This window comes from Pedobacter sp. N23S346, assembly GCF_048515415.1.
Taxonomy (GTDB): domain Bacteria; phylum Bacteroidota; class Bacteroidia; order Sphingobacteriales; family Sphingobacteriaceae; genus Pedobacter.
The window spans coordinates 1-5,769 of sequence record NZ_JBLYEE010000028.1; the positions used below are offsets into that span (position 1 = coordinate 1).

General features: G+C 33.5%; 8 protein-coding genes. 2 read left to right on the forward strand and 6 right to left on the reverse strand.

Features of this window, described 5'->3' with window-relative positions; genetic code table 11:
- Positions 1 to 306: 306 nt before the first annotated feature.
- The 6 genes from ACN1CD_RS23500 to ACN1CD_RS23525 all read right to left on the reverse strand — a co-directional run bounded on the left by ACN1CD_RS23500 (position 307) and on the right by ACN1CD_RS23525 (position 4,783).
- A complete protein-coding gene (locus tag ACN1CD_RS23500) occupies positions 307 to 1,140 on the reverse strand; it encodes a hypothetical protein (RefSeq protein WP_419132869.1) in 834 nt (277 codons plus the stop codon).
- Complete coding sequence (locus ACN1CD_RS23505) at positions 1,137 to 2,459, reverse strand: AAA family ATPase (RefSeq protein WP_419132870.1); 1,323 nt, start codon at positions 2,457 to 2,459, stop codon at positions 1,137 to 1,139. The genes ACN1CD_RS23500 and ACN1CD_RS23505 overlap by 4 nt, the downstream gene beginning before the upstream one ends.
- 304 nt (positions 2,460 to 2,763) lie before the next feature.
- A complete protein-coding gene (locus ACN1CD_RS23510) occupies positions 2,764 to 2,910 on the reverse strand; it encodes a JAB domain-containing protein (RefSeq protein ID WP_419132875.1) in 147 nt (48 codons plus the stop codon).
- Between the two features lie 35 nt (positions 2,911 to 2,945).
- Positions 2,946 to 3,518: a hypothetical protein gene (locus ACN1CD_RS23515; RefSeq protein ID WP_419132871.1), complete on the reverse strand. Its 573-nt coding sequence runs from the start codon at positions 3,516 to 3,518 to the stop codon at positions 2,946 to 2,948.
- A gap of 207 nt (positions 3,519 to 3,725) precedes the next feature.
- The gene (locus ACN1CD_RS23520; protein ID WP_419132872.1) at positions 3,726 to 4,085 is read right to left on the reverse strand and encodes a hypothetical protein; all 360 of its coding nucleotides are present in this window, start codon (positions 4,083 to 4,085) and stop codon (positions 3,726 to 3,728) included.
- 197 nt (positions 4,086 to 4,282) lie between these two features.
- Positions 4,283 to 4,783: a DUF2004 domain-containing protein gene (locus ACN1CD_RS23525; protein ID WP_419132873.1), complete on the reverse strand. Its 501-nt coding sequence runs from the start codon at positions 4,781 to 4,783 to the stop codon at positions 4,283 to 4,285.
- A 175-nt stretch (positions 4,784 to 4,958) separates the two neighbouring features.
- Here ACN1CD_RS23525 and ACN1CD_RS23530 point away from each other — a divergent pair, with 175 nt between their 5' ends.
- Both ACN1CD_RS23530 and ACN1CD_RS23535 read left to right on the forward strand, forming a co-directional pair.
- Positions 4,959 to 5,363, forward strand: coding sequence for an EVE domain-containing protein (locus tag ACN1CD_RS23530; protein ID WP_132529197.1), 405 nt, complete (start codon positions 4,959 to 4,961; stop codon positions 5,361 to 5,363).
- A gap of 53 nt (positions 5,364 to 5,416) precedes the next feature.
- Entirely contained in the window at positions 5,417 to 5,680 is a 264-nt protein-coding gene (locus ACN1CD_RS23535) for a hypothetical protein (RefSeq protein ID WP_419132874.1), read from the forward strand.
- Positions 5,681 to 5,769 lie beyond the last annotated feature (89 nt).

Consider the following 5,769-nt stretch of genomic DNA (forward strand, 5'->3'; position numbering starts at 1 on the left):
AGCATTACGGTCATCTGTACGGTCGAACGAATCGGATACTAAAATACTAAATCCGCAACGTTTTTTCTCTTGTTCCATTTTGATTTTTATTAGGCCAAAATGTGTCAAGTTTTTTTAGGAGAGGACAACTTACAATAAGTTATTCAAATTTTTTAGTAAGTAGTTCAAACTAAGCAGATGGCTGTGTAAATATTTAAATAAGTAACATTAGTTTCGGAATAGGTTACCCAGTATTATGAATACTAATAATGAAAGTACAAGTCATCTAGGCTTGGCACTGAGACTTACACTAGAGGGGTATTCCCATTACCAATTAAGTGCTTCAGGTGATTTTATAAAAAGGTCATCAAGGTCTTTGTCGATACTCTTTAAAATTCCTTTTGAATGATATCTTTGCATTTCTTTCCAAACTGTCGGATGAGCTTCTTGTTTTAAATTTAAAACTAAATTATCAAGCTTGTCTTGTGCTACACCTTCTACTTTTTTAGTGGTGTAATACCCCAATCTTGATTTATAATTTGTGTAGGCATTTTCTCTCGCTTTTCGCAGAAACTCTCTGTCGTTTAGACGCAGTACCTCATTGTAAGTATAATCTGCTTTAAAAGCATCATCTGTTCCCCCCTTTGCTACAACAACGAACTTAAAGGTTGAAGATAAATCTAATATACAAAAATCTAATGGGTCTTCTATCCTTGGATTAATAAGTGCATCATTCCCCTCTAAAGGCTCAGTTGCTTTCATTTTCCCTTGTGGATTCACATTATGAAAATTTCCATTATCTTTTCTGAAAATTGCAAACTTATTGTTTTTAGGGCCATTGCAGTTTCCACATGCATAAACGTAGTTGTCCCAATGAAAACAAAGATTTGGATATAAATCCTTTGGATGAATGTGTTCAACCTCGTCAGCAACTGAATCTTCACAATAAACACAACGTCTTGCACCAGAGCACATTTCTGTAAGTTTGACTTTTACAGCATCAAAAACTTTATTTCCAATTCTATTTCGAGTTGAAAAAACATTTTTCGCTTTATCACTTCTTAATTGAAATGTAGCTAAACTATCAATTTGATCTTGATATTCTTTAAGTTTATCTATAATTTCTTTCGCAGGTATTATATTTTTTGCTAGCTGAATCATTTAGACTTTTCAGTGGGGAAAATAGTTTTAAGATTTTGTAATTCAGATTTTTCAGAGTCCTCAATTTCTCCTGTTATTGATTTTATATTTAGTTCTGCCAAACGATTCATCTTTTCATTGGATTCTTCAGATATGGAAACATTTTCACCAAAAACTTCAGTTCCGTATGCGTCTAGTATGTTTCCGTTGATAAGGCGAGCTCTTTCTATTCCTATAATTTCGCCTGATTTATTGTCATTACCAGGTGCTGCTAATCGCCAAATACTGCCATTTTGCGCAGCTCTACATACCAATGGGCTATGCGTAGTAACTATAAACTGAATTTTAGGAAATAATCTTGTGAGTGTATTTCCAATTTCTTGTTGCCAAGTTGGATGAAGGTGAGCGTCTATTTCATCAATAATAACCACACCAGGGAGGTCAATAAAATAATTTCCTGGACCACCTTTTCTTACGTTAGCAAATAGATCTACTGTAGGATAGAAAATTGTAAGCTGCCTTATTAGGTCAAAAGTCATACTTAGTACAGATCGGTAACCATCACTTAGTTCCATAACTGAGACTTCGTTTGAATTTCCATCTAGAAATAGTATATCTTGAGAAGTAATTAGCTTAAGTTTGGAATTATGCGGTAATATCTCCCCATGGTTGAAGAAGTTCACAAAATCATCTAAAAGTGTTTTATATCTTTCTCTGTCCTTGTTTGCAGGCTCATTGGCGAGGGTGCGAAGATTTTTCAACCAATTAATACATTCACCCAACATCACATCTTCTCCGAAAGCTGAAATATGCGCCTCAGCTGTTGGATAAGGAGATACTGCGCTCCATTCTGTGTTACCCCCAGTAAACCGTCTGTATGGGCCAAACGCAGCTGAAAAATATCCGCTTACCAATAGTCCTGCTAATTCATAATGCTTAGGAAATGCACTTTCCAAAGCTAGAACTGTAGTAAGTGTAGTATTAGTCGCTACATTATCAGTTTTGCGCGATTCCTTTTCTACTATTTCGACGCCAATATTATAATTAGAAGGTGGTTTAGTGCCAGAATATTTTACATCCCTATTGTCTCTGAGAATTCCCAACTCAATTTTCTTTTCTTCCTCAACTCCAGCGCCAATCCTAATCCATTTTTTGAAATCCTGTCGAAGGTATATTGCCTTTACCGCACCAACCAAAGCTAAGGATACTGCTTTTACAAAAGTTGATTTACCAGCACCATTGTCGCCTATCACTACGTGCCAACCTGCAGGATTTTTAAATTTCATCTCAAAATGACGGATGGAACGAATATTGTCTATTTTTATTGATTCGATGTACATTATATTCTTTTCGGATGGTACAAAGTTAATTGTTTTCGTTATTGTTTATCTAATATATTCAATCTATTTAAATCTGGGTGAATAGTTGTAGAATTGACTCTTTCAGGTTATTTTGGATCTGAGATATTGTCATTTTTAAAATAATTAAAGATATTCTATTGAGCGCAGTAAGGGCAGGGATTGAAGTAATACCAATTATCAAACCATCACAAAAATAAAGCAAAAAACTTCTCTGTTTTTATATGGGATATCTACTTATAAATTTTAATTATTAGCCTGGGTGATTAACCCAAGCTAATAATTTTTACATCATTCCATCATCAGCAAAACTGTAATAAGTTTCATTGGTAATAATCAAATGATCCCAAACTAAAATTTCTAATAATTTACCACCTTCTTTTAATTGATTGGTCAATCTAATATCTGCATGGCTAGGTTCTTCAATTGGCACTTTTGGCAAGTTAATTCTGTAAGGTGAACAAATATTTACAACTGGTACTTCGCCTTAATCTCCGAGTATTGTTTATATATCCAAACGAATTCTCTCTTTTGATAATTCGCTAGATTTATGCCATCTTTTAATAAATCGTTCCATTTTAGGTTACTATCTATATACTCAAAGTCATCTAGTAATTTGTTGTCAACGATAATGGGACAAATAGACACATTAAATCCATTAGCTTTATGTTCTTTTAGTTTGCGAAAAATAGAATCAGTATAGCTTAACCCTACTCCTGATCCCTCAAGAGCAAAATAACCTTGACCAAATTGTAGTGCTTCATTAGTTATTCTGTCAATTATTACAGGAACAACTAAATTCCACGAACTATGATCCTTATTCTTTTGTATAAATAGATAAGCTGTTAGATCATTACTCATTTTATCAATAAGTTCTAGCCCGCAAATTCCATAAAGAGTTTTTGAATCTTTAAATGGTACTTTCTCTTCTAGTATTGAAACTAGCGCTTCTTCTTTAATTTGCGTACTTTCTTTTTTCTTATTAAAAGATATATTAAATAAGCTAACTGAAAATAATGTGTTTTTTATTAATGTAAACATTGTGTTTCCTAGTTTTTAGAGTTATTTTGATTATTCTACTATTTTGAATTATATCCAAATTTCCATATCTAGCGCAAGTCTTAGCGCTTGGGCTAAAAGCGAAGGCCCGACTTGTGTTTAAAAATTCTCAATTAAATCTCTGCTAAAGCACAAGTCATCCAGCCTACTAGCGTAGAACTAAAACTTGCGCTAGTAATGGGATTTGTGTCATTCTAAATCCTCCAATTTATAATCACAATCTGCTTGCATACCTAAATCACAAAGTCTCTTAAGTATCGCTTTGTTTTTACCGCCATATCTAATGCCTGAAATACACGAGACTTCCATTGTATTAATTGTTCTGTCTAATTCGTCAACAGTAGTAGGTTGTTTCTTAAAATAGCAGTGTCCATATTCAATTTTAGAATGTTCTATTAAGTCTGGTGCTTCTGCCTCAGGTGCACCACAAGTAATACAAACCTGGTTCTCTACATAAAAATCTCCTATAGAATTTTCAGTATAGCTTTCTGGTAAAGGTATATTTTTATCTTTTGTCTTTGTTGAAAATATCTTTTTCAGGAATTCCATTAATATTATGATTTTGCCAGTTGATGTGTCTTTGTAAAATTACTCGTCTAGCACAAGTCTTAGCGCCCCTGGTCAGAGCATAGGCTTGACTTGTGCTTAATAAATTCGTCAATTAAATCTTTGCTAAGCGCAAGTCATTCAGCCTACTAGCGTAGACTCTAAGACTTGCGCTAGTAAAGGATGGTGACAGTAGGTATTTAGCTTTCCATTGTCATGTAGTCCAGTTGTCCGTTCTCATCAGTATTTATTACTACTAAATAATTTGTAATATCTTTTCCAATTGAGTAGTCAAAAATGGCGAAGTTATCTTCATCATCAGGATAAAGACCAACTCTAACTAATTTCAATTTTGACAAAAGTTGCTTTTCGGGTTCTGTTATCTTGTCGTCAAAGTTTACAAGTTTTGTAAGTTCTTCTTTATCAACTTCCTCAAGATGGTGTTCTAAGTAAAATTTTACTGTGTCGCCATCTTCGTCATTATAGTCATTGAGAATATATGTCTTATTCAGCTTGTCAAATTTTTCTAATTTTTCAATAAAATTTTTTATTTTGTCCAGTATTAATGTGTCAACCGTTTGGTGTTCAAAGTTAAGGTCTACTTGAATTTTATTTCCATTTAATTCAATATCAACATTATAATATTCTTCTAAATTTTCTGTCGGTAAGTTTCCGAAATATGGTAAAGCGTATTCTGCCATTTTTGTTATTATTAATTTATATCCACAAGATATTAATCTTTATTGAAAATGATATTCCGAAAAACTAATCAATTTTTAATATTTTGAAAACTCATTCTTTCCACTCTATTTCCTAATTCATTCCATTTTATTAGTTTTGAAGCTTAGTTTAAAGCCGTTTAAAATCAAATACAATATGAACCATTGGTTAGTAAAATCAGAACCTTTTAAATACAGCTGGGAAAAATTTAATGAAGATGGCCGCACCTTTTGGGATGGTGTTCGGAATTATCAGGCCAGAAACAACCTCAGGGAAATGAAGGAAGGTGATTTGGTGCTTTATTACCACAGCAATGAAGGCAAAAATGTTGTGGGTGTGGCGAAGGTGGTGAAAGAATCTTACCAGGATCCAACCACTGATGATAAAAACTGGGTGGTGGTAGATTTAGTCCCGGTAGAATCATTAAAAAATCCGGTTACGTTAGAGCAAATTAAAGCTGAACCGAGCTTATCTGATATCTCATTAGTTCGCCAGGGGCGTTTATCGGTGATGCCATTAAAAGCAACAGAATTTGATAAAATATTGGAAATGGGCAGTTAAATTTCGTAATTTCATAGGGTTGGGTTCAATAAAATGAAGTTAATTTTAAAGCGATGAAAACCATTCTGTTTACTTTTCTTTTACTGGGGTTTATCGCCAATGCGCAGGCGCAACAGGTTAAGCCCTATATTTCTATCATAAAAACAAGAACTGGCGTAGAGAAAGGTTTACTGTATAAGGTAGATTCAGCAGCTTTAATCATGATTGTTGATGGAGAATTTCGTACCATTCCTACTAATCAGATTCGGTCGGTTAAAATCAGAACGCCTAAAAAAACTACATTGTTGTCCGGTAAAGATTTTTTTTTGATAAAATAAAAGGGGTTGCTTTTGGCTTCCCCTTTTTAGTGTTGATATTTGAGTTACCACACTTAAACATTCAACATGGGCAAAAATACTTTTTTTAC

Coding starts and splice junctions, on each gene's coding strand:
- ACN1CD_RS23525 (WP_419132873.1), bottom strand. CDS start 4,783: ATGGCAGAATACGCTTTACCATATTTCGGAAACTTACCGACAGAAAAT.
- ACN1CD_RS23500 (WP_419132869.1), bottom strand. CDS start 1,140: ATGATTCAGCTAGCAAAAAATATAATACCTGCGAAAGAAATTATAGAT.
- ACN1CD_RS23520 (WP_419132872.1), bottom strand. CDS start 4,085: ATGGAATTCCTGAAAAAGATATTTTCAACAAAGACAAAAGATAAAAAT.
- ACN1CD_RS23535 (WP_419132874.1), top strand. CDS start 5,417: ATGAAAACCATTCTGTTTACTTTTCTTTTACTGGGGTTTATCGCCAAT.
- ACN1CD_RS23515 (WP_419132871.1), bottom strand. CDS start 3,518: ATGTTTACATTAATAAAAAACACATTATTTTCAGTTAGCTTATTTAAT.
- ACN1CD_RS23530 (WP_132529197.1), top strand. CDS start 4,959: ATGAACCATTGGTTAGTAAAATCAGAACCTTTTAAATACAGCTGGGAA.
- ACN1CD_RS23505 (WP_419132870.1), bottom strand. CDS start 2,459: ATGTACATCGAATCAATAAAAATAGACAATATTCGTTCCATCCGTCAT.